The 22,531-nt window shown below is 56.0% G+C and carries 20 protein-coding genes; 5 read left to right on the top strand and 15 right to left on the bottom strand.

Features of this window, described 5'->3' with window-relative positions; genetic code table 11:
* The first annotated feature begins 34 nt into the window (after positions 1–34).
* Positions 35–2,374: a UvrD-helicase domain-containing protein gene (locus tag M2108_RS09740; protein ID WP_277468905.1), complete on the top strand. Its 2,340-nt coding sequence runs from the start codon at positions 35–37 to the stop codon at positions 2,372–2,374.
* Between the two features lie 187 nt (positions 2,375–2,561).
* On the opposite strand, the gene M2108_RS09735 is transcribed toward M2108_RS09740, so the two are convergent.
* The 6 genes from M2108_RS09735 to M2108_RS09710 form a co-directional block, all read right to left on the bottom strand.
* Entirely contained in the window at positions 2,562–2,798 is a 237-nt protein-coding gene (locus M2108_RS09735; protein ID WP_039869189.1) for a DUF6953 family protein, read from the bottom strand.
* A gap of 89 nt (positions 2,799–2,887) precedes the next feature.
* The gene (locus tag M2108_RS09730; RefSeq protein ID WP_277468904.1) at positions 2,888–3,664 is read right to left on the bottom strand and encodes an ABC transporter permease; all 777 of its coding nucleotides are present in this window, start codon (positions 3,662–3,664) and stop codon (positions 2,888–2,890) included.
* Positions 3,665–3,682: 18 nt separating this feature from the next.
* Positions 3,683–4,459, bottom strand: a complete 777-nt coding sequence (locus M2108_RS09725; protein WP_277468903.1) for an ABC transporter ATP-binding protein — start codon at positions 4,457–4,459, stop codon at positions 3,683–3,685.
* A gap of 58 nt (positions 4,460–4,517) precedes the next feature.
* Positions 4,518–5,552, bottom strand: a complete 1,035-nt coding sequence (locus tag M2108_RS09720; protein WP_277468902.1) for an ABC transporter substrate-binding protein — start codon at positions 5,550–5,552, stop codon at positions 4,518–4,520.
* Positions 5,553–5,589: 37 nt separating this feature from the next.
* On the bottom strand, positions 5,590–7,044 hold the full coding sequence (locus M2108_RS09715) for an aryl-sulfate sulfotransferase (protein ID WP_277468901.1): 1,455 nt from the start codon (positions 7,042–7,044) through the stop codon (positions 5,590–5,592).
* A gap of 600 nt (positions 7,045–7,644) precedes the next feature.
* A complete protein-coding gene (locus tag M2108_RS09710) occupies positions 7,645–8,187 on the bottom strand; it encodes a MarR family winged helix-turn-helix transcriptional regulator (protein WP_280776991.1) in 543 nt (180 codons plus the stop codon).
* Positions 8,188–8,534: 347 nt separating this feature from the next.
* On the opposite strand from M2108_RS09710, the gene M2108_RS09705 reads away from it, so the two are divergent.
* Positions 8,535–8,975, top strand: a complete 441-nt coding sequence (locus M2108_RS09705) for a DUF6376 family protein (RefSeq protein ID WP_277468899.1) — start codon at positions 8,535–8,537, stop codon at positions 8,973–8,975.
* A gap of 58 nt (positions 8,976–9,033) precedes the next feature.
* On the opposite strand, the gene M2108_RS09700 is transcribed toward M2108_RS09705, so the two are convergent.
* The 3 genes from M2108_RS09700 to M2108_RS09690 form a co-directional block, all read right to left on the bottom strand.
* Positions 9,034–10,158: a TolB-like translocation protein gene (locus M2108_RS09700; RefSeq protein WP_277468898.1), complete on the bottom strand. Its 1,125-nt coding sequence runs from the start codon at positions 10,156–10,158 to the stop codon at positions 9,034–9,036.
* An 86-nt stretch (positions 10,159–10,244) separates the two neighbouring features.
* Complete coding sequence (locus tag M2108_RS09695) at positions 10,245–11,711, bottom strand: sensor histidine kinase (RefSeq protein WP_277468897.1); 1,467 nt, start codon at positions 11,709–11,711, stop codon at positions 10,245–10,247.
* Complete coding sequence (locus M2108_RS09690; RefSeq protein WP_277468896.1) at positions 11,708–12,403, bottom strand: response regulator transcription factor; 696 nt, start codon at positions 12,401–12,403, stop codon at positions 11,708–11,710. Before M2108_RS09690 ends, M2108_RS09695 begins: the two co-directional genes overlap by 4 nt.
* A 269-nt stretch (positions 12,404–12,672) precedes the next feature.
* Between M2108_RS09690 and M2108_RS09685 the strand changes: the two genes are divergently transcribed.
* The gene (locus M2108_RS09685; RefSeq protein WP_277468895.1) at positions 12,673–13,065 is read left to right on the top strand and encodes a hypothetical protein; all 393 of its coding nucleotides are present in this window, start codon (positions 12,673–12,675) and stop codon (positions 13,063–13,065) included.
* Between the two features lie 130 nt (positions 13,066–13,195).
* Here the strand turns inward: M2108_RS09685 and M2108_RS09680 are convergent, their stop codons facing one another.
* On the bottom strand, positions 13,196–14,233 hold the full coding sequence (locus M2108_RS09680; protein ID WP_277468894.1) for an AI-2E family transporter: 1,038 nt from the start codon (positions 14,231–14,233) through the stop codon (positions 13,196–13,198).
* Between the two features lie 193 nt (positions 14,234–14,426).
* On the opposite strand from M2108_RS09680, the gene M2108_RS09675 reads away from it, so the two are divergent.
* Positions 14,427–15,266, top strand: a complete 840-nt coding sequence (locus M2108_RS09675; protein WP_277468893.1) for an SDR family oxidoreductase — start codon at positions 14,427–14,429, stop codon at positions 15,264–15,266.
* A gap of 151 nt (positions 15,267–15,417) precedes the next feature.
* Here the strand turns inward: M2108_RS09675 and M2108_RS09670 are convergent, their stop codons facing one another.
* Both M2108_RS09670 and M2108_RS09665 read right to left on the bottom strand, forming a co-directional pair.
* Positions 15,418–15,858: a hypothetical protein gene (locus M2108_RS09670; RefSeq protein WP_277468892.1), complete on the bottom strand. Its 441-nt coding sequence runs from the start codon at positions 15,856–15,858 to the stop codon at positions 15,418–15,420.
* A gap of 4 nt (positions 15,859–15,862) precedes the next feature.
* Complete coding sequence (locus M2108_RS09665) at positions 15,863–16,096, bottom strand: hypothetical protein (protein WP_277468891.1); 234 nt, start codon at positions 16,094–16,096, stop codon at positions 15,863–15,865.
* Positions 16,097–16,318: 222 nt separating this feature from the next.
* Between M2108_RS09665 and M2108_RS09660 the strand changes: the two genes are divergently transcribed.
* Positions 16,319–18,193, top strand: a complete 1,875-nt coding sequence (locus M2108_RS09660) for a glycosyltransferase family 2 protein (RefSeq protein ID WP_277468890.1) — start codon at positions 16,319–16,321, stop codon at positions 18,191–18,193.
* Between the two features lie 302 nt (positions 18,194–18,495).
* Here M2108_RS09660 and M2108_RS09655 read toward each other — a convergent pair whose 3' ends face one another.
* From M2108_RS09655 to M2108_RS31420, 3 genes are all read right to left on the bottom strand, one after another.
* Positions 18,496–18,684, bottom strand: coding sequence for a hypothetical protein (locus M2108_RS09655; RefSeq protein WP_277468889.1), 189 nt, complete (start codon positions 18,682–18,684; stop codon positions 18,496–18,498).
* Positions 18,638–21,280, bottom strand: a complete 2,643-nt coding sequence (gene clpB / locus M2108_RS09650) for an ATP-dependent chaperone ClpB (RefSeq protein WP_277468888.1) — start codon at positions 21,278–21,280, stop codon at positions 18,638–18,640. Before clpB ends, M2108_RS09655 begins: the two co-directional genes overlap by 47 nt.
* 80 nt (positions 21,281–21,360) lie before the next feature.
* Complete coding sequence (locus tag M2108_RS31420; RefSeq protein WP_481856882.1) at positions 21,361–22,338, bottom strand: DnaJ C-terminal domain-containing protein; 978 nt, start codon at positions 22,336–22,338, stop codon at positions 21,361–21,363.
* Positions 22,339–22,531 lie beyond the last annotated feature (193 nt).

Here is a 22,531-nt window from a genome sequence, read left to right as displayed (position 1 = left end):
GTTGGCTAATGGACTTATATTGAAGGTGAATCTGATGAACAAGCTTTTATTTCATAATATACCGCTTGGTGCAAGCGGTGAACGTATTCCCCAGGCGGCAATTGCCTCAGCCCGGACCAGCCGTGACACGGTGAAGCCGGGGGAAGGCGATGCCGCTTATTTCCGCCGGCTTGAGGAGGGCGGCATTCTGCTTAATCAACCGCAGATTGCAGCGGTACGGCATCATGAGGGACCGCTGCTGACACTGGCGGGTGCAGGCTCCGGCAAAACGTCAGTGCTGATCTGCAGAACCGGTTATCTGCTGTCCGTGCGGGGCATCTCCCCCAGCCGGATGCTGCTGCTTACGTTCTCCAGCAAAGCGGCGGCGGAGATGCGTGAGCGGATCGCTGTGCTGCCGGGTGTCGCCGAAGGCGATGCCGCGCGCCTGCAGGCCCGTACCTTCCACTCTTTCTTTCTATACTTTCTAAGGCGGCAGGGACTGCGGCAGGACATCTTTCATGAGACACGCCGCCAGCACATTCTGCTGAAGCAGATTATGCGGGAGCTGGGACTGCCGAAGGATGCCTATCCCCCAGAGACGCTGCTGGCTCTACTGTCTTCCTGCAAGATGAACATGAGGGATGTCGATACGCTTCCCGAAACGAATACCGCCGAGCAGGAAATGAAGGCCATTCTGACCCTCTATGAGCAATGGAAGCAGGATCATAACAAAATGGACTTTGATGATGTGCTGCTGATCGCCTATAAAATGCTGCTTGAGCAGCCCCATCTGCTGCAGGAGCTGCAGCAGAAGTTCCAGTATGTCATGGTCGATGAGTTCCAGGATACGAATGAGCTGCAGTATGAGCTGGTCAAAATGATCGCTTATCCGCAAAACAACCTCATGGTTGTCGGTGATGATGATCAGACGATCTATTCCTTTAACGGGGCGCGCAGCGAATTCATTCTGGAATTTGAAAAGCTGTATCCCGGGGCAAAGGTCATTACCCTGGATATTAACTACCGTTCCGGTCCGGCTATTATCGGCCTCGGCAACGGGATCATCCGCCATAACCTGCGCCGCCGTTCCAAAACGCTGCAGGCGGCCAGAACCGGCGGTGCGCAGCCCCGTTATCTGCGCCCGCAGACGGCCGATGAGGAAGCCGAGCAGATTGTCGACCATATCGTAAATGAGGTCGGCGGCGGAACCCGGGAATACCGCGACTTCGCCCTGCTGTACCGGGCCTCCAGCAGCAACCGGGCCGTGCTGGAGCTGCTGCTGCTGCGGGATATCCCGTACATCGATTATGGTGAAGGACAGCTGCTCTACGAGCACTGGCTCATTCTGCCCGTGCTCGACCATCTGCGGCTGTCACTCAACCGGCGCAATTTTGCCGCGATGGAGAGCATCCTGCCGACGCTGTATATGAACCGGGAAACCGGCATGGAGCATATCCGGCGGATGGAAGCTGTGCAGCCCAAGCAGGGCCCGCTGATCCATCTCCTGTCCCTGCCGGGCATGGAGGATTTCAAGGGCACCAAGCTGCGCGAGCGGCTGGAGCTGATCCGCGGCCTGGCTGCGCTGACCCCGGTGCAGGCGATCCGCCGTATCCGTACAAGCTTCTATGACTATTTCATTGAAGCCAACGAACGCCATCAGGCCACCCTGCACCGCGAGACGCTGAAGGAAATGCTGGATGAGCTGGAGGCCTCGGCCGAAAGATTTGACAGCATCCCTGTCTTTCTCGATTTTATTGCCAGCATTACTGAACGCAATGAACTAAGCCGCCAGAGCGGACTGAAGGAGCAGGGTAACCGGGTTGCGCTGATGACTATTCACAAATCCAAGGGGCTGGAATTCCCTGTTGTCTTCCTGCTCGGGGCCTCGGAGGGCATCCTGCCCCACAGCTCGGCGCTGGAAGGCGACCGGCTCAAGGACCGCAAGGCGGCTCAGCTTCCGTCCGCCGGCAGCTTCAGGCCATCCAGCGATTCCGGCCTCGCCGCGCTGGAAGAAGAGCGGCGGCTCGCTTACGTCGCCGTCACCAGAGCCCGGGAGGAGCTGTTCATCAGCTCGCCCGCAAGGCACCGGGGCAAGAAAGCGGAGGTCTCCCGCTTCATGCTGTCTGCGTTCCGCTCGGCTGCTGCCCCGTTCAGACCTGCCGCTTCCACGGCTTCCACCGTGTCCGTGAGCAGGATCGGAGTATCCAGGGTGCATACCTCCGGCACAACCGGAAATGCGCGGACGCATACAGTTCCCGTCTGGAACTGTACTGGTGCCAGCTGCCCGGGCTGGACCCGGATGAAGGCCGGCGGGGCGGAGGACCACCTGGCCTCCAAGCCCTGTCCGCTGTGCAGCTCGCCGATGGAGAAAAGCACCCGCGAGGTGCCTGTGTAAGCCGGCGGCCCGCCGTTATCTGTACTATGCCGGACTGCCGGTATCTACGGCGCGGCATAGCCCGATGCCTTAGTCTTATGACGGCATAGCCCTCAGGCTCAGGCAGTTCAGACGCCAGGCACTGGCCTCATATAGCAAAAAAGAAAAAAGGACCCTTCCCCGCACCGGGCAATGGTCCTTTTTGCTGCTACGTCCAGGCCCACAGAAAAGCATCGCGGTCCCAGGCGATCCGTCCGCCGTGCAGCTTGCGGAACGCCTTCTTCACATCCTTGGCCAGCGAGGCGTTTCCGTTCTCGTTCACAAACACAAACTGCTCGCCAAAGTTGGCCTTAACATATTCAATCGCGGCGGTCTGGTGCAGGGTCCCGGTGAACCGGATTTCCTTGACCATCCACTCTGCTACTTCCTGTGCGGTAACTTCCATCAGGCTGCCGCCCCTTTCACATCCTGTCTGCTGTTGCCCTTACATTATAGCATGGAGGAGTGAAAGCCGCCCCGGTGCAGCCTGCACGGCTAACGCCTGCGCGCTGCCACACTCACTACACCATACCGGTACAGCACCTTGCGGCCGAACCAGTTAAACAGCCGGTCGGTAAAGAAGCCCATGAAGCCGAGGCAGAACAGCCCGACAAAAATCCAGTCCGTCCGGAAAAACAGCCGCGAGTTCCAGATCAGATAGCCCACACCTTCATTCGAAGCAATCATTTCCGCCCCGATAATGGCCATATAGGAGGTGCCCATCGCCAGACGGATGCCAGTAAAAATATACGGTGTGGTCGCCGGAACGATGACATGCAGCAGGATCTGCCATTCACTAGCCCCCATGCTGCGGGCGGAGCGGATTTTGTCCTCCTCCACCGACATCACGCCGGTCAGCGTATTCAGCACCACGATGAAGAAGGTGGCGTACATGATCAGGGCTATTTTGGACTGCTCCCCGATCCCGAACCACACCAGAAACAGCGTGATGAAGGCAATCGGGGGAATAAAGCGGATAAAATTCAGGAAAGGCTCGGCAAAAATCCGGATAATATTCACTTTGCCGATGATCAGGCCCACCGGAACAGCCAGCAGGCTGCCGAGCACCCAGCCCACCAGTACCCGGTAAAAGCTGATCCCGATATACTGCATCAGAGTACCGTCACTGATCAGCTCCCGGCCGCCCTGTAGGGTAGCCCACGGTCCCGGAATAACGTCAGGGCCGTATATCAGCGCACCGAGCTGCCAGATGCACAAGGCGGCCAGCCACAGCAGCGAGACGGACACCCATTTTTTCTCCACCCATTTCATTATGTGTCACACCCTTAACTATTCTTCAAAATGACCCTGAATCTTGTTATACAGCGAGTAGAACTCTGGGGAAGCCACGTCCCGCGGAAAAGGCAGCGGATTGTCATAAACATCCGTGATGTTGGAGGAGGGGCCAACCGACATAATCCCGATCCGCTCCCCGAGCAGCAGCGCTTCCTGAATATCATGGGTTACAAAAATAACGGTCTTATGCGTCTCGCGCCAGATATTGACCAGCTCCTTCTGCATCGTCCGCCGGGTCATCGCATCCAGCGCGCCGAACGGCTCATCCATCAGCAGAATGGCCGGATCATTCGCCAGTACCCGGGCCAGCTGTACACGCTGCTTCATACCGCCCGACAGCTCCTTCGGGAACTTCTTCTCATGACCGGACAAGCCGACCAGCTGGATGAAACGGTCTGAAATTTCCTTGCGCTCGGCCTTCGGTGTCTTCTTCATCCGCAGCCCGAACTCGACATTCTCCCGCACCGTCAGCCAGGGGAACAGGGACGAATCCGCCTGCTGGAAGACTACCGCACGGTCTCTGCCCGGCCGGTCAATCTCGACGTTATCCACCTTCAGGTTGCCTCCCGATTTCGAGACAAACCCGGCAATCATATTAAGCAGCGTTGATTTGCCGCAGCCGCTCGGTCCGAGCAGAACGAAGAATTCCCCGCCTTTGATCACCAGATTGACGTCTTTTATGATGTAATGAACGTCTCCTGTTGTCTGGGCACTGTAGCTTTTGCGGAGCTGCTCAATCTGAATCGCATGACGGTTAGATAGTGAGGACATCCAAGGCACCTCCTGAACATTTTAAATTAAAGTAATTAGTCTCCGTTAAAATAGTCCGTTATTCCCCGTAAGTTACGGTATCCGGCAGCACTTTTTTAAGCGGCTCCAGATTGATCGTCGCCTTCAGGTCAAAATCCTTCTCGATGATTCCCGCACCGATCATATAGGCCTTCTGTCCGGCCAGGCTGTCATAGGCAGCCGGTGTAAAGCCGATAATCCACGGGTTGAGCGGCAGATCCTTCAATGTATTTTCCTTTGGCTGCTTTACTTCGTCATACATAAGGTCAGCCACTTCCTCGGGATGCTCCTGGGCATACGCCGAGGCTTCATCAACTGCCGCCAGGAAATTGCCGATTCCATCAGGGTTAGCTGCAATGAAATCATCGCTGCTCACAATGCCCATGCCGAGCCGTACCGGCGTTTTGGACATATCGCTAAGCTCGTGCACATTATCCAAGGCAGCCAGCTTATCAACGAGCGCCGATCCGATGACCCAGGCTGCATCTATATCACTCTGCTTCAGGGCAATAAAGGCTTCATCAAATCCGCCCTGTCCGGTCAACGTCACATCGCTCAGCGCAATGCCCTGCTCCTTCAGATATTCATCCCACAGGTACGGGATAAAGGTACCTCGGATGAAGCTGAGGTTCTTGCCCTTCAGGTCAGCCGCCGACTGGATGTCATCCCTTACGTACAGCTTCCAGGCTGCAGCCGCCTGATCGGTGGCCTGCCCCGCAGAAGCAATAATCGAATACCCGCCCTTGGATACCGCGTTCAGCACCGGAAAATCCGCGCCGTAAGCTACATCCACCTGTTTGATGAACAGGGCGTTTACCCCCTCAGCCGGTGAGGCAAAGGTGACAATTTCCGCATCAATGTTATGATTTTTGAAAAAGCCCTTGTCCGCCGCCACCCGGAACACCGGATTGGTGTTGGTGTCGGCGATTTTGATCTTCAGGGCTGCAGGCTTGCTGCCGCCTGCCTCTCCGGACGCGGCCGCATCACCTTTAGAGCTGCAGCCGGAAAGGATAGTAACAAGGGAAAGGGATAAGAGCAGAATAACGGATCCGTACCAGGTTCCTGATTTTTTCAAGACGATCCACCTCTTCGTTATATTAATAGGCTATGGGCTAACCTTTACGCTGCAGCACGCCTTCATCTGATGTTGCCACGCATGCGGCTCCCTCCACAAACGGCAGGGTGGTAGCTACACTTACTACAGAATCCGAGCCTTTTGGCGCTGAACCCGGTACTCTGAAGGTAGTTACATCAATCGGTTCAATCCCTGTTTCCTGCGGCTTCTCAAGCTGCGGAACCCAGGCGTAAGGCACGCGGTAAGAACGGTACACCATATTGGTATTGCGGCGGTCTGTATACGGCGAGACGTATTCCCAGACGATTTCATGCTCTGCGGTTACCTCGAACAGGCGGCCGTTTGATCCTTCCGTAATCAGTGTATTGCCGTTCGGCAAACGCTGGGCGGAGCTGATATACGGGCTATAGAATTTGTAAGAATCCGTAGGGACGGAGAAGCCGGCCTCTGCCGAGGTGTATTGCCACTCGATTTCAAAGGTAACCGGGTTAATCTCCAGAATCCGTGAGTGGTCGCGCACAGCATTCTTCTGGCCAAAAGGCGATGCCGGATTCGGCAGGCCGTACCCGCCCCATCCGCCGTTATCGAATACAAGCACATTTCCTTCGCCCGGCAGGCCCTTAGGAATGATATGGGCATGATGCTGGCCGATAATCCAGCCGATATGCTTCAGTTCAGGCAGAGAGTAGTCCGGTCCGAGCCGCCAAACAACAGCTCCGGTTGCTCTGTCGGTAATGGCGATGATGTTCGCTTCACGCGCATCCCAGATGATGTTGTCCGGGTGGAAACGCTCATCCCCGTTATCGTAAAATTTGTTCGGGCCTACGTAGGAAGCCGAGTTGATATGCAGCCAGTCGCCTACGCCGCCGCCCAGATGGCCGAAGGAGCGGGTATTCGGATCACGGAACAATACATTGCGCGCCGCCTCGTCAAAGCCCAGCTCGGCAAAATGATCGCTGGCCTTCCATTCCCAGATGATTTTGCCGTCCCAGTCCACTTCAAGAATCGTGTCATCCAGCAGCTCTTTGTTGGAAATCTCATGGTTATGCAGGTTTTTGTGGGCCAGAATCAGCGTCTTACCGCTGTGCACCTGCGGGTCAAGTCCTGGAGCATAATAGCCTACCGGATTGCCTTCGCGCTGATAATCATGATGCTGGCGGGCATACCAGAGCGGCTCATAGCCGGGGTCCTCAATGTGCTCATAGCCGTTGAACTTCCAGACAATATTGCCGTCCCAGTCTACCTGCACCAGATCGACATTGTCCTGGATCCCGAATTTCGGGTCTCTTCTGCCGGTGCTGCCCAGCACATAGCCGCCGGGCAGAATCTTAGCCGGAAAGCCCAGCAGCCCCTGCCACAGATGCACCTCTTTGCCGTTCATGTCAATCAGCACGACCCCTTCCTCGCCCGCCTGATAGACGGTATAGCCGCTCCATGCCTTGGCCGGGTTGTACACAGTAGCTCCTGTCGGGTAAATGGTTGAGTGTCCCATGATTATCTCTCCTTAAAAGTTTTGTTAGGATTACTACATTGAATTTGCTTCGGACAAAACTCGCTTCGGAAGCATATGCTGAGTTTTTGTGAGCATAGGCTCCCTGCGTGTTCTTCGTACAAAAACTCGCTTCGGAAGCAAACGCTTAGTTTTTGTTAGCACAAGCTCCCTGTTGGCTTCAAAAGCAGCAATTAGTTGGATTATAGTCACCTAATTCCACCGGTTCTTAACTTTTGTAAGGATTAGGTGGAAAATTGACACTTAATGGGGCCTTAAACCTGCCGCAGGTCCAAAAACAGCAGAATTAGTTAGCTTTTTTCCACCTAATATCCTCATTTCAGCAGTCGGCCCAGAATTAGATGAACATTTTCCACCTAATTTGGTCAGCCAAAGTCTGTGCAGCGAATTCTCATACAACAGCAATCAGACTTTTTGCATATGAACGCTTATTTTCGTTGTTAGAAGCATAAACCACATTTGTTATCTGAGGCAGTTATGAGCAGCTTAGTCAGTTACTTTTCAGCACACTATCGTATTGCAGGCGCTTATTAATACGGCGCAGCTAACGGTACCTTAGGCAGACATCATCTGGCCCGCCTATCAGTAACTTAAATACTTATTATCCGGCGGTGTTCTCCGCTTCTGTTCAGGAGCCGGAGGCGGTGGAGCTTCGGCCTTCTGTCTGGCCAGCTCCAGCAGTGTATCCGAGAATCCCTCCAGATTCCGAGTAATCCGCTCATAGAAGCGGCTCTGCTGGGCAAGCTCCTCCTCCGTAAAGCCCGCGAACAGAAGCGTAATACATCGCTCTCCAACGCTTCTGTTGCGCTGAACCAGTTCCCGGCCTTTGGCCGTAATACCCAGCAGCACCGTCCTGCGGTCATCTTCCTTCCGTCTGCGGACAGTGAACCCGCCGGCTTCCAGCTTATCGCTCAGCGCCGTAATCGCACCGGAAGTGAAGTCAAGCTCCTCGGCCAGATCACCCAGCCGCTGCTCCCCGTCACGGATAATCTTGTTCAGAATCAGCATGCCCGGCAGGGCAATGCCCTCCACATTCACACGGTCGCGTTCCTTTACGAATCTCCGCACCATTCTGCGGAACAAATAGTCAGCCTCCTCCAGCTGCTCCCATTGCTCATCTGTCATACCATCCCTGCCTTCCTTCATCGGCCAATAAAATAACCCCACCCCGAATATACAAAAAAAGGCTCCCGGCAGACTCCCTCCATAGGGTAGTACTGCGGGAGCCTTTGGCGGTCCAATCGGCTCAAGTGATTATTTCACTGTTCATTTAATTACTGGTGAACTATTGGTGTTATCATATACCCCTTTAATCCCACCTGTCAAGTAAGAATTTAATCCGTTACTATTTTTAACTTAAATTCATAGTAATTTCATCGTAATTTCATGATGCTTCCCGTAACCCGCTCTGTCGGCAAGACGTATGAATGAGAGTACACCAGCACCTACGATACTTAAGAGGAGTGAAGCAAATGAAAAAATACGGACTAAGCCTACTGCTGCTCGTTCTGCTGATTGTCCCCGGATGCGGGTTTGCCGAGAAGGTGGAGAATACCGTTACTTTCACCTCCGATACAGCTTCATACATGCAGGCCTTAACCGAATTCGCGCAGGAGATGGAGACGCTGGCGACTGATGCAGCGACAGATTCGCAGGCCAGAGAGGCCTTAACGGAACGGCTCAATGCTCTGAAAGAACAGATTTCTGAATACGCCAATCTTCAGGTTCCGGAATATGCGGCGGATTTGCACCAGTCTATTGTCAGCTATAACGATAAGCTTCAGCAGGGCCTGGATCAGGCCGCAACGAACCTCGAAGAAGGCAAGGCCGCCTTCGAATCAACAGGAATTCCGGAAACAATCAGCCAGATCAACGGTCTGCTGAACGAGATCAGCCAGCTGATTCCGCAATAACGGCGAAAAACGCCTGCTGTATGAGCAAAAGCCATACCGCAGGCGCTTTTTATTAACATTAGGACAGCCTGATCACATAAGTCGTGAACTCGTATTTGTTATCCTTCAGCACGGAGGCTGAAGCCAGCAGCTTCTTGCCGGAAGGGCTCCAGCGCAGCTGGTCGGCAATCTCAATATCCCCCAGCAGCTGGGTCTGTTCCCCGCTATCCAGCTCGGTAATGAATACCCCGTTTTGGTCATCCGCCGGATTCTCGGCGGTTAACGAATACACCAGCTTGCTGCCGTCCGGTGACCAGCTGGTTCCGAATATCTGCTGGCCGGAGGCCAGCTCCGTCTGCTCGTTGCCCTCGCTGTCACAAAGTACCAGCACCATCTCACCCGGCTTCGTCCGCTTCACTATGGCCAGCTTGCTGCCGTCCGGAGACGGAATGACCCAGACCACGCTTTGTTTCAGCACCTTCGGCTGCTTCGAATCGGTGTCGTAAGCGGTCAGCTGCATATCCTCACCGGTCACATAATAGACGATGCTGCCTGACTGCACTACCTCATGCACATACGGTACACCGGACTCTACAACGGTCTCTTTTGCCCCCTGCACATCCGTTCTGTAAATAACGCCATCCATTCCGGGGAAAATCACATGTCCGTCGTCTCCCCACTCTCCCTCTTCAATCCGGAAAGGTGCTTCATCCACCTGGACGGAAGCGCCCGACTCCAGATTGCGGATATAGCCGAGGCCTACCATTTCATCTGTTTCTCTGTATAGAACATACTTTTTATCGGGAGACAGCTGTGCGGCACCATAATTCCGGTCCCCTTCCTGTATCGGGGTATCTTCACCGGCAGAGAGATTGTGCAGATACAGATTGTGCGGGTAACGCTCCATGCCTTCAATCATTTGCGGGGCAAGGCTCCGGTTCTCTTTGTCTACTGCAATGATGTCCTCGCTGACCCAATCCAGGCCGCGCATACCCTCCACCTTATCAATGCCTTCCAGCTGCAGCTTGGTATAGACAGATTCACTGGTATTCTCCATCACCGTAATCTTTGTGCCTGCCTTCTCAATGACCTGCCGTGCCTCTGTATCCCCTGAACGGCATGCCGTCACAGACAATACAACAGCCAGACTCACCACCGCCAGCAGCCCCGTATGAACCACCCTGCCGCCCGCTTGTCTGCTCATGATCGCTTCCCCCTACAATGTTGATGCACCTACAATACCCGAAAGTTATTTCCAAACCGCCGCAGGATGTTTCCAACTTGTAAACATTACTTCACCAGCGGAAAAGTAAGCCGGAACGCCGAACCCGTGCCCTCTGTCTCCAGCAAAACAATACTGCCGCCCTGCTTCTCCACCAGATTGCGCACCAGTGACAGCCCGAGCCCGGTGCCGCCTGACGCGCGGGCCCGGTCACGGTTGACCGTATAGAAGGGCTCGAAAATTTTGTCCCGCGCCTCCGCCGGAATACCGATGCCGGTATCGCTGACGGTAATCTCCACCTGCTCCCCGCGCACCTTGCTGTGCAGCTTGACTGCCCCGTCCGGAACATTATATTTAATTGCATTGTCGATCAGATTGATGAAGATATGCATGAAGCTTTCTTTGTCGATCCAGATATGGGCGGGCTCAACGTCCAGGGTAAGCGTCAATCCAAAGCGCTCTGCCTTGCCGTTCATCCGCCCGCAAATATCGCGCAGCCCTTCGGCGACCTCGAACAATTCCGCCTGTGATTCAAAATCATACTTCTCCAGCGCAGTCAGCTGCAGCACTTTGTCCACCATTTCGTAGAGCCGCTCCGTCTCCTTGGCAATGTTGGTCTTGGCCTCAAACAGCAGCTTGGGGTCATCGTCATACATATTGAGCAGGTCCACATAAGCCTTGATCGAGGTCAGCGGCGTCTTGAACTCATGGCTGATATTGCCGATATACTGCTTCTGCTGCTGCTCCAGCGCCTGAAGCTTGGTTACGGCGAGCTGCAGCTTGCGCTGCTCCTCATCCTTGGCGGCGATGCTGGATTCAATCTCCCGGCTCATGTAATAAATCCCCTCCGCCAGCTCGCCCAGCTCATCCTTGCGCTTCACCGGCGGGGCGGAGATATATTCGGCGTGGCGGATCGATTCCGCCGCCCTTTTCAGCCGGCTGATCGCCGCCGCCGCACGGCTGAAATACAGGTAACCGGTGATGAAGCTGAGCAGCAGCACGGCAGCACCGGTTGTCAGGAACAGAGTACGGAGCGTCTGCTGGAAGGCCTGGGCATTCTTCAGCGAATACTGCAGCTGCACTACACCCATCTGTGCCTCAGGGCCCTGCAGCGGAGCCAGATACAGCAGCTTGTCTCCCTTGCTCTGATAGGCGACCTTGTCCTGGAGTGCATAAGCCAGTGCATCGGCTGTGCCTGGATTTCCGGACTCAGGCACACCCTGCACCGAGGTTCCCACCTGCCCGCCCCCGGCGTCGTACAGTGTAACTTCCAGACCGGTAAAGCCGGCCAGCTCTCCGGCCAGCTCACGGCCGCGCCGCTGCAGGAACTGCTGCGGCTCAAGGCGCACGCCGGTATAATAGGCCTGCTTCACCCGCAAATTGACCGTTTTGACATGCTGGGCAAGGGAAGCCTCCGCCTGTACCTGCTCATTGCGCTCCACCCCGCGCAGCACCAAATAGCTCAGCACGCTGACCGCCAGAATGAGCAGAAGCCCCAGGAACAGGCTGAATTTCAGCTTGATGCTGAATCTCATGGATAGCTCCCGGCCGGCGCCGCTTTATAGCCCACCCCGTACACGGTCTGGAGCATGTTCTGGTAGGGCTCGCCGAGCTTTTTGCGCAGCCGCTGGATATGAATATCCACCGTGCGGGTGCCGCCGGCATAATCCATCTCCCAGACCTGCTCCAGCAGCTCCTCCCGCATATATACGCGCTGCGGGTGGGAGAGCAGGAGCAGCAGCAGATCGAATTCCTTCGGCGTCAGCTCCAGCTCTTCAGACCTGAGCTCAGCCGAACGCCGCTCAGGGTACACGCGCAGCTCTCCGTATTCGAGCAGCTCAGCGGGAGTCTCGCCCGTCTTCTTCTCCAGCCTGCGCAGCAGCGCCTTTACCCGCGCCAGCAGCTCGCGGATTTCAAACGGCTTCGTCATATAATCATCTGCGCCCAGCTCCAGGCCGACGATTTTATCGACAATATCATTTTTGACCGTCAGCAGAATAATCCCGATATCATCACGGTTCTCCAGCCGCCGGCACACATCATAGCCGCTCAGCTTCGGCATCATCACATCCAGCACCAGGGCGTTCGGCCGGAAGATCTTCACCTTGGAGAGCGCCTCCTCGCCGTCGCCTGCCGTATCTACCTCATAGCCCTCCCGCCGGAGTGCGTAGGCAATGGCGCTCGAAATGCTCTGTTCATCGTCGACAACCAGCACTTTTTTATTCACGGGCGGTTCACCCCTTACCCTTATGGTTTATTTACTATCTGGCCCTGCTTCTCTTAATAACCGTCATTAACCGTTCTGCGTTCCTCCTGACAGTATACCTTGGTTCATTGCCCTGACCCAAGCGGAGCGCCATTATTTAGGTAATCTTTAACCGGACTTAAGCTTAGCCTCAGCTTTGCCGGTTATAATGCACTTAAGCATACTTATCCTAGCTGACCCAGCCTATGACCCCTTACCGATATATTACATTATGAAAAGAGGATATTTACATGAATATAAAACGAGTGATGATTGTCGGGACAATGATTGTCGCCATGTCTTTTGGAGGAACCGCCTGGGGCAGAACCGCAGCCCTTGCCTCACCGGTAGCCAAATGGTCCACTTCGACCCCGGTGGCTGATAAGGATGAGCTGCTGGACGCACTGAACCAGTCCTCGGATGAAGAGCTGTATGAGTCACTGTATGAGGGCAAATCCCTTAAGGATATCGCAGCAGAAAACGGCGGCAATATCGACAGTGTCATTAACCTGCAGATCGCCCAGCTGACGGAACAGCTGGATCTGCGTCTGGCCGGCGGCAGCATTACGGCTGAGCAGTACATAGCCCAAAAAGCCGAATTAAGAGAGCTTGTAACACAGAGCGTCGCAACCACCTTCGGCTGATCCGGATAATTAGAGCTAGCATTCCCGTACTTAAGCCGAACCTATTAATAAACATGCAAAAAAAAGGCAGCCCGGCGGAAAGCTTCTGCTTACGGGTTGCCTTTTTCTTATAGATGCGGTTAACTTCCGGTTATTTCAGGAGCTTGGCAGGCTCATCACGGGTAACATCAAGGATATCCAGGAAAAAGACGAAGATTGGAATCCCGAGGATCAGCCCCCATACGCCAATGTAATGCTCCGAGAAGAGCAGCACAATAAAGGTATAGAACATCGGCAGATTCATCTTGGAGGACATCAGCTTCGGATTGAGGAAATAGCCCTCCATAAAGTGAAGCACGGCAATCATGGCCAGTACATAAATAACCATTTCCAGCCCGCCGATGTTATAACCGATAATACAAAGCGGAACCAGAGAGATCACAAAGCCGACCACCGGAATCAGACTGAGCAGGAAAATCATGATGGAAAGCGCGAACAGGTAAGGGAACGGTGAGAAGAACATGCCCAGAATCCACAGCCCTATAACGGTAAACACGGTATTGAACAGCGCGATCAGAATTTGCGCTTCAATGACCTTACCGAAGGAGGAGATGAATTTTTTGCCGAAATACTCAAGCTCGACGTAGAACCAGGAAATCTTGCTCTCTCTCAGGCGGGAAGTAAAGCTGACAATGCGGCCTTTTTCCAGGATGAAAACAAAGCTCAGAATGGTGGATAATACGAAGGTGGTACCCCAGTTGCTGATTTTGAACACATAATCAATACCGCCCTTGAGGTAGGACTGGTAATTAAGGTCCTTGAGCGTATCGAACAGGTACAGGGTAATCTGGTTTTGCGGGATATCGTCAGAAGTTAAGTTCGACAGATAAGTGGTTAACTGCTTGACTTGCTCGAACACTTTGGGCAAATATTTAATCAGGGCAAGCACGATCATCGCAATCAGCGCCAGATACAAAATAACAATAATGACCTTGCTGTTCACTTTGATAAACTTGCTGATCCGCTTCGTCAGCAGAACCTGAAAGCTGTTCATCACATAAGCAATCAAAAATGTCAGAAGCACCAAATTAAGCATATCTCTGATACTGTAGAGCAGCAGACCGATCAGCACCAGAATTCCAAAGCGCCGGACCGTCAAATTTGCATAATAACGCTTAAACACTTCCATTGTTCCTCTCCATTCGCTTACAACTATAGACTCCTTTATAGTCTACCGTAATGAAAACGATCCTACAACATAAGGTGTCCGCAAAAACACGCGAAAATACAGTCTTTATGTAAACTTAAGAAAGCTGCACCTGCTTTATGCTGCAATGTGTAAAAAATGGTTACGCACCTTATCTTCAGGAGGCAAAATAACGATGGGAAAAATCATCTGCATTACTGGTGCATCCACCGGAATCGGCCTGGCTACGGCTCTGCGCTTCGCCCGGGAGGGCTGGACTGTCTATGCCGGGACACGCAATCCGGCGCGTGATCAGGAGCTGTACCGTAAGGAAAATAATCTGCATTTCGTGCAGCTTGAGGTTACCGATCCGGCCAGCATCCAGAGCGTTATTGACCTGATTTCGGATGAGCAGGGCTCACTTGACGTGCTGTTCGCCAATGCCGGCTTCGGCTATCTCCGTGCCCTCGGCCAGGCGCCGGTGGAAGACATTCACCGCGTATTCGACACGAATGTCTACGGGGTGATGCACACCATCCGGGCAGCACTGCCGCTGCTGCAGAGGAGCGGATATGCGCATATTGTCGCCACTTCAAGTGTAGGCGGGCTTGTCGGACAGCCTATGAACGAGATTTACTGTGCCAGCAAGTTTGCGGTGGAAGGGCTGCTCGAAAGCCTGGCTACCTATTACAAGCCGCAATTCAACATTGATGTAACCCTGCTGGAGCCGGGAGCCATTGCTACCGAATTCACCAAAACCGTAATGGGGCACGTAGCCGGCACCGGCGGTATTCTGGAGGATGAATATAAGCCGGTAATCGATGCCTACACCGCAGCCTTTCTGCAGCGCAATGTGAAGCCGCAGACGCCGGAGTCAGTAGCCGAAGTGATGTGGGAGCTGGTGCATATGGAGACCAAGCCGGTGCGTATCCGCACTTCGGAGCGGGCAGAAGCCTTTGTAGCCCATAAAGTAAGCGCGGACCCTACCGGACTGGACGGCGTGCTCAGCACCCGCAAGATTCAGCTGAATATGTAGTTCTGAGGCGCAGCGCCCGTCTCTTTTCCCTTAGTTTATTTCATGCATACCCGGCTGTGTTTATCCCTGTTTCCTGTTTCCGCAACACAAATGTAATATAGATAGCCCCCCGGCATCATGCCGGAGGGCTGTTATTCCATTCAATAAGCTGTTACCGCTGGACCGGTTCAATCCGGTAAACGCCGTCCGTCTGCGGAGCAGCGGGACGGATCGCCCAGCCGAAGGACAGAACCTGCTCCACGCGGGTTCTTTCGTCGGCAGTCAATTTAGCCTCAACCGCTTCCTTGCCCTCTTCCAGCTCCAGCTTCGGCTCTTTGCCGAGCGCAACCAGAATCCAGCTGCGGATACCGCGGATCGTGTTGTACTTGATCTGGTACCCTTCCGTTACAGCCTGCCGGTACTCCTCAGGCTTCTCTGCCGCAAAGGCAGCCAGCTGCTTATAATCGAATTCAAACGGGCTGCTATCCTCCGGCAGCTCTGCTGCGGAAGTGATCCCAAGCAGCTGCTCATCCGTCCAGCCCTGTCCGCGCAGCGATTCAAGCAGCAAGGCATCCCATTGCGATAATTTGACTTTACCTGCTGATTCCGTCATTTCATTACCTCCTGTTTATTCCTTGAAATCGTAAGCTACAAAATGACCCGGGCTTGCGGGGGCTGCCGAACTGAACGATCGTCTTGGCTGCCTTCTCCGGTGCGTAGATCTCCTCTATATCCTCATTCAAAAGCGCCCTGTACTGCCCGTCTGCATCATGCCAGTACACCTCGGCGTACGAATTCATCGCCAGCAGCAGCTTGATCAGCTGCTCCACCTTCAGGGGTGACTGCTCCATTTCCCCCACTCCCCTCATCCCTATGTAAGGTTCTCGTCTGCCTATGCGGTATTGTACAACGGCCTTTCCCAAAGCACCAATCCATAAATTTTCTCACGGCTGCAAAAAATCAGGATTAGTCTAGTGCTTCTCTCAATATATTGAATACATATATTTCATAACATCTATTTGCATATACGAGGGGATGTACAATTATGATAACCCTGCACGGAGTGCCAGGCCATGAGTGAGACGAAAACCCGTGTGCTGCTCGGCAGCCCGATTCATCAGAAACCGCAAGTCCTGGAGCAGTTCCTGAATTCCCTTCTGCGCCTCCGCCGTGACGGAATAGCGCTGGATTTTTATTTTATCGATGACAACGGGGATAGCGCCTCCAGCCTGCTGCTGCAGCAGTACGCCCCGCCCGGCAGTGAGGTTTTTCTGCAGTCCTCGGGCTTCCATGATGCCTATATCCGCAATGACACTACCCATTACTGGAACTCCGATCTGGTCTGGAAGGTCGCCGGGTTCAAAAATCTGATGATCCGCCGGGCCGACGCCTTTGGCTATGACCATCTGTTCCTGATCGATTCCGATCTGATCCTCCACCCCGATACCCTGCTGCATCTGATCGGGACGGGAAAGGATATCATCTCGGAGGTCTTTTGGACCCAGTGGCAGCCCGGAACGATGCTGCAGCCGCAGGTCTGGATGCACGATGAATACAACCAGTGGGAGATCCTGCCCGGGGAGAAGCCCAGCCAGACGGAGATTAACCGGCGGTTTCACGCCTTTTTGGCCAAGCTGCAGCTGCCGGGAATCTATGAGGTCGGCGGCCTCGGCGCCTGCACTCTGATCAGCCGCCTGGCGATCAGCTCCGGGGTCAGTTATGATATGATCCGCAACATCTCGTACTGGGGCGAGGACCGCCATTTCTGCATCCGCGCCGCTGCACTCGGCATCCCGCTGTATGTGGATACCCACTACCCGGCGCTGCATCTGTACCGCGACAGCGACCTGGAAAAGGTCGCGGATTATATCCGGCAGACGACAACGGAGCTGGCGGCGGGCGGAGGAAGCGGGGCGGAGGACGGCGGGGCGGACGGGGCTGGCCGTGGCACGGCGGGGAGCGGGGCTGGTGCAGCCCACAGCGTTGACACGTTAGGCGGGGGCAAGGCGGATGGCGGAGTTGGCACGGCTGACGGGAGCGGAAACAAGGCGGTTGACGGAGTTGGCACGGCTGACGGGGGCGGAGGCAACGGCGCTGCGGCGGAACCGCCGCAAGAGCGGGGGGGCACGTCCGCTGACGGGTTATGGTCTGCGGCAGAGGCTGAAGAGCAACTGCGCAAGGCTCCCCCGGCGGACGGCTCGGACGGAACGGCGGAACCGGCGGCAGCCGGAGATGCCCCGCCGGCAGCCAGACGGCCCAGGCTTACGCTGACGATGATTGTCAAAAACGAGAGCCAGCGCTTCCTGCGGCAGGTTTTGCAGCAGCACCGCACATATATTGACGAGGCCGTCATTATTGATGACGGCAGCACCGACAATACGGCCGACATTTGCCGTGAAGTGCTGCACGGCATCCCGCTGCATCTGGTGCGTAATGACGTCTCCAAATTCAATAATGAAGCTGATATGCGCTTGCAGCAGTGGGAGGAAGTTGTCAAAACCAATCCCGAATGGATCTTGAGCCTCGATGCCGACGAGGTATTTGAAGACCGGTTCGCCAGCGACATCAAGCTTCTACTGCAGGAGGAGAGCTGCGACCTGTTCTGCTTCCGGCTGTATGATTTCTGGGACGACAACCATTACCGCGAGGACAATTATTGGCGCTCCCACCAGAGCTACCGGCCGTTTCTGCTGCGCTACCGGGAGGAGTTCGCCTATGTCTGGAACAACACGCCGCAGCATTGCGGCCGGCTGCCGGAGAATATTTTTGAGCTGCCCCATCAGCTCAGCAACCTGCGGCTCAAGCATTTGGGCTGGTCCAAGCCGGAGTACCGGCTCGATAAGTACCTGCGCTACATGCTGCTGGACCCCGACGGCCAATACGGCTGGAAGGAGCAGTATCAGTCCATCCTCGACCAGCAGCCCAAGCTGGTTCCCTGGGTGGAATGACAATACCGGCCAGCCACGTACCGCTTAATTCGGCAGCTAATCACCCTGCCCGGCAGTTTAACTGCATTCTTTACAACTATCCCAACCAAAATAAGCCCGCAGCGGCCTTTAATTACAGTTTGTGCAATTAAAAGGCCGCCAACGGGCTTTTTGGGCTGAAAACTCCAGGAATAGCTGCACGGAGTGCAGTTATATCGTGAAAAGCATAATTTCCGGCCCAAATAGTTGCAAAAAATGCAGCTATTCCTCAGGGAGACTAACGGAATGTACGTTACCCCCCGGCTCTTCCCCGGCGAGTTCAACTATTCACTGAAATAGAAAGCAGGAATCTCCTTGCCATAGAAGACAGAAGAACCCGCCGCCTCCAGCTCCCGGCCTGTAGTCTGCGGCTGCTCTCCAGCCGGGCAGCCGCAGGCTACGATCAGCAGCCGGCCATAAGCCCGCTCATGCCTTGCCCGCAGCGCCGGCAGGCTCTTGCTGGCGAATAGCAACGCTCAGCTTGCCGTCCGCCTCATCGACGGCCAGCACCGAGCCTTCCTCCGCCTGCCCGGCGATCAGCGCCCGCGCGACCGGTGTCTCCAGGCTGCGCTGGATGAACCGCTTCAGCGGTCTGGCCCCGTATACCGGGTCGAAGCCCTCCTTGGCGATGAAGCGCACGGCGGCATCGGTAAGCGTGAGCCCGATGCCGCGCTCGGCGAGGCGCAGGCGCAGGCTGCCTGCCAGCTTGAGGACAATCTGGCCGATTTCCGCCATCGTCAGCGGTTTAAACATGACAATGTCGTCCACCCGGTTGAGGAATTCTGGACGGAAATGGCCGCTCAGCTCCTTCATTACACGGTCCTTGACCGCCTGGGTAAGATCACCGTTGTCATCCGTTCCCTGGATCAGATGCGGTGAGCCGATGTTCGAGGTCATGATGACGATCGTGTTCTTGAAATCGACGACCCGGCCCTGCGAATCGGTCAGCCGCCCGTCATCAAGCAGCTGCAGCAGGATGTTGAACACATCCGGATGGGCCTTCTCGACCTCATCCAGCAGCACAACCGTGTACGGCTGGCGGCGGACCGCCTCGGTGAGCTGGCCGCCTTCCTCATAGCCGATGTAGCCCGGAGGCGCGCCGACGAGACGGGAGACACTGTGCTTCTCCATGTACTCCGACATGTCGATGCGGATCATGCCGTCCTCCCGGTCGAACAGCGAGACCGCCAGCGCCTTCGCCAGCTCGGTCTTGCCGACCCCGGTCGGCCCGAGGAACAGGAACGAGCCGATCGGACGGTTCGGGTCCTTGATCCCGGCCCGGGCGCGCAGCACAGCATCGGCCACCAGTGATACGGCCTCCTCCTGGCCGACAACCCGCTCATGCAGCGTCTCCTCCAGCCGCAGCAGCTTATCCCGCTCGCCTTCTACGAGCCTGCTGACCGGGATGCCGGTCCAGCGGGACACGATATCGGCGATCTCCTCCTCCGTCACGGCTTCGCGCAGCAGCCGGCTCTCCTGATCCTGCTGCGCCGCTTCCTCCGCAGCCTTCACCTGCTTCTCCAGCTCCGGGATGATACCGTAGCTGAGCTCGGCCGACTTGTTCAAGTCGTAGATCTCCTGGGCGTCGACCAGCTCCTTGCGGGCCTGCTCCAGCTTCTTCTTCAGGTCACGGATGCCCTGGATGGCCGACTTCTCCTTCTCCCAGCGGGCGGTCATGGTGAGATGCTTCTCCTTCAGATCAGCCAGCTCCCGCTGCAGATTCTCCAGCCGGCGTGCGCTGGCGTCATCCGTTTCCTTCTTGAGCGCCGCTTCTTCGATCTCCATCTGCATCAGGCGGCGGGTAACCTCATCCATCTCGCCCGGCATCGAGTCAATCTCGGTGCGGATCATCGCGCACGCTTCGTCCACCAGATCAATCGCCTTATCCGGCAGGAAGCGGTCGGTGATATAGCGATTCGACAGCACGCCCGCAGCGACCAGGGCGCTGTCATGGATTTTGACCCCGTGATGCACCTCGAACCGTTCCTTCAGCCCGCGCAGAATGGAGATGGTGTCCTCAACGTCCGGCTCACTGACCAGCACCTGCTGAAAGCGGCGCTCCAGCGCCGGGTCCTTCTCGATGTACTTGCGGTACTCATCCAGTGTAGTTGCCCCGATACAGTGCAGCTCCCCGCGGGCCAGCATCGGCTTCAGCATATTGCCGGCATCCATCGCGCCTTCGGTTTTGCCTGCGCCGACGATGGTATGCAGCTCGTCGATGAACAGGATAATCCGCCCGTTGCTCTCGCGGATTTCCTTGAGCACGGCCTGCAGCCGCTCCTCGAACTCGCCCCGGTACTTCGCACCGGCGACCAGAGCGCTCATATCCAGCGAAAAAATCGTCTTGTCCTTCAGTCCCTCCGGCACATCCCGGCGGACTATCCGGTGGGCCAGACCTTCGACGATCGCCGTCTTCCCGACCCCCGGCTCCCCGATCAGCACCGGGTTGTTCTTCGTCTTGCGGGAGAGGATGCGGATCACCCGGCGGATCTCGCCGTCGCGTCCGATGACGGGGTCGATTTTGCCGGCCCGCACCTCGGCGACCAGATCACGACCGTACTTCTCCAGCACCTCATAGGTGGCCTCCGGCTCCCGGCTGGTCACCCGCTGGTGGCCGCGGATCTCCGCCAGTACAGCCAGCAGCTTGTCGCGCGTAATGCCGCGGCTGGTGAATAAGCCGCGCAGCTCCCGGTTACCGCTGCCCGTGTCCGATACCATCGCCAGCACGGCATGCTCTACGGCCACGAACTCGTCATGCATCGCGGCTGCTTCCTTCTCGGCCTGCTCCAGCACTTCGATCAGCGAGGCTGATGCATATCGCCGCATAGTGCCTGCGCCCGAGCCGCTGACGCTCGGCTTCCGCTGCAGCAGCTCTTCTGTACCGCGCAGCAGTTCGGCTGCGGGAACATTCAGTTTCTGCAGCAGCCTTGGCAGCAGGCCCTCCTGCTGCTGGAGCAGCGCCTTCAGCAGATGGAGATTGTCGATCTCCTGATGCCCGGCAGCCGCCGCCAGCGATTGTGCTGCAGCGACTGCTTCCTGCAGCTTTTGGGTTAACTTGTTGAAATCCATATGCCTTCATCACCTTTCATGGGAGAACGATTTCTTGTACCCTTCGATGCTTATTCCTTCTATAATCATTACCCGGCCGGTCAGCCCCTAGCCGCATTCTGCCGCCGTTTTCCGCTGCTGCCGCGCTTTACTCCGGCCTGATAGCTGCTTGCATCAGCCAGCTTCCGGTAGAGCGCCTTCTCCGTCCCGCCTGTTTCCGCCGGAATGACAATCTCCATCCGGAACAGGATATCGCCGTTCGTTCCGTTCTGGCGCTTCAGTCCCTTGCCTGGAATGCGCAGCGTGTGGCCGCCTGCCGTTCCGGCCGGGATCTTCAGCCGGATACTGCTGCCGTCAGGCAGCGGCGCCTGGGCTTCTCCGCCAAGCACAGCCTGCCATGGCGCAATTTCAACCGTGCCGTGCAGATCCCCTTCTTGAGTCTCGTAGATAGAGTGTGGCGCAAGCTGCAGGACGATCAGCAGCTCATCGCTCTGGCCGGACCCGCCGGGTACACGGATCACAGTTCCCTCGGCTGAGCGGGGCGGAATGCTGACCGTCACCTCCCGGCCGCCTACCTGCACAGTTACATTGCCGCCCTTATAGGCCTGCTCAAGACTAATCTCCAGCTGTGCCTGGGCCATTCCCTGCCCACCGCCAAAACCGCCGAAAAAGTCAAAGCCCGCCCGGTCCGCCGCACCCCGGCTGCCAAAAAACATCCCGAATAAATCCTCTTCGTCTATCCCGCTGCCTGAAGCGGAATAAGCACCGCCCCGGCCTGCCCCGAATACAGACTCCCAGCCGGACTGCCAGCCCGATGACGGACCGCCGGCACGCCAGCTGCCGGCGGAGCCGGACCCGGCAGCCCCAAAGCGCAGCTCCTCATCATAAGCTGCCCGCTTCTCTTCATTGCCCAGTACCTCGTAGGCTTCCGCGGCTTCCTTAAATCTGGCCTCCGCCTCCGGAGCCTTGTTCACATCGGGATGCCACTGCTTCGCAAGCTTCTGGTAAGCCTTTTTAATCTCCTGCTTGCCCGCCTGCCTGCTTACGCCAAGCGCATCGTAGTAATTTTTGGCCGCCAAGGCGATCCTCTCCTTTCTAAGACTCTGCATGCCATCTCTTTCAGTTTATTCAGAAAAGACGCACTATAGCCGGTATCCCCACTACAATGCGCCTTTGTATGAACTGCTATATAAAAAGCCCGGTGAAGCCGCTGATGCTGCGGAGCTAAGAGGGGACATCCGGCATAAAACCGCTGTCCCGCACCCCGTACTT

It is taken from the genome of Paenibacillus sp. PastM-3 (assembly GCF_029893965.1).
Classification (GTDB): domain Bacteria; phylum Bacillota; class Bacilli; order Paenibacillales; family Paenibacillaceae; genus Paenibacillus_AQ.
This window is presented reverse-complemented; position numbering and strand designations above follow the sequence as displayed.